The 1370-nt window shown below is 71.0% G+C and carries 1 protein-coding gene; it reads right to left on the bottom strand.

Annotation, left to right across the window (positions count from 1 at the left end; translation table 11 throughout):
* Positions 1-19: 19 nt before the first annotated feature.
* The gene (locus RM445_RS31955; RefSeq protein WP_311560596.1) at positions 20-1228 is read right to left on the bottom strand and encodes an ISAs1 family transposase; all 1209 of its coding nucleotides are present in this window, start codon (positions 1226-1228) and stop codon (positions 20-22) included.
* Between the last annotated feature and the right edge of the window lie 142 nt (positions 1229-1370).

Genomic DNA, 1370 nt, shown 5'->3' with positions numbered 1-1370 from the left:
CAGGGGGTCGGCAAAGTCGTCAGGTGATGCCGAAGGTGGCGAGTGGTCGGGTCGGGTTGCGGCTGTGACGGCGGAGGGCGGCGGCGATATTGGTGACTCCCGCGAGTCGCAGGATGCTGATCACGAGGTTGCGTAGCGAGGCCATGACCTGCGGGCCGTGGCCGGTGCGGACGCGGGAGTGGTCCTCGGCGTAGGCGACGTCGCGGACCCAGTGCAGGGCGTTCTCGATCTGCCAGTGCCCGCGGATCCAGTCGGCGAGCTCGGCTGGGCGGGCCTGGTGCGGGCGTAGGTCGGTGACGGCGTAGACGGTCTCGGTGTGCCAGCGCCCGCGCCCGGATGCCGGTCGGGATCGTCGCCGGAGCTGGATCGCCTGGGCGGCGTGCGGGAACGCGATGCCCGCGGCGATGGTGACGACCTTGATCGAGCGGATCTCTCGGCGCCCGTGGCGGGTCTCGGCGCGGCGTTCGTCGACCTGCAACGCCCGCCAGGGCAGCCCGGCGAGCTGGCGACGCAGCCGCGGCTGGTTGCCCTTCACCGTCAACACCCAGTGCGCCCCGCGCTGGTGCAGGTAGTCGACGTGGCCGCGTTGGGTGTGTAGCGCATCCGCGGTGACGACCACGTCGTTCAGGTCGAGGCGCTCGAGCAGCGGGGCGAACGCGGCGATCTCGCCGGCCTTGCCCTCGGCCCGTTCCTTTGCGCCGGTCACGTTGATCTGGCCGAGCACGACCCGCGCCTGGTGGTCGATCACCGCGAGCAGGTGCCGTGGCGGACTGTCATCGTTGCGTGTGCCGCGCAGGGTCTTCCCGTCGACCGCGACCGCGACCGCGCGGCGCGGCCCGACCGGTGGCCGGGTGGCGTGGAGTTGCTGGGCGATCCAGGCGCTGATCACTGTGTCGAACCGGTCGCCGTCGAGCCGTTGCACGACCCGGCGGATCGTCGACTCGCACGGGCACTTCTCGTTCAGCCCGAGTGCCGCGGCGACCTGTTCGGGCAGATCGGCGACCCACTCGGCGATCGCCACGTAGGACTGTGCCCCGGCCGCGACGGCGCAGACCGCCGCCGAGAGCACCACGACCAGGGGATGACGCACTCCCCGGCGGGCTCGTGGGTCGACGACCTGCACCAGCGCCTCCCTCAGCCGCGGGACGACCCCGACCAGGTCGGACAGCCCGACGTCGACCAGCTGATCGGCGGCAGCACGGATCGGGGAAGATGCAGACGCGGGCACGGCTCTCGCTTCAATTGATCAGGACTGGCGTGAGAACCGTCATGATCAACGAGCGGGTCGTGCCCGCCCTACTTCACCAGCTCCGACGTGTCGCATAACCGCAGGCCACAGCTACCGCGTCAGGACTTTGCCGACCCCGTGG

This window comes from Pseudonocardia charpentierae (genome assembly GCF_031845345.1).
GTDB classification, from domain to species: domain Bacteria; phylum Actinomycetota; class Actinomycetes; order Mycobacteriales; family Pseudonocardiaceae; genus Pseudonocardia; species Pseudonocardia charpentierae.
This window is presented reverse-complemented; position numbering and strand designations above follow the sequence as displayed.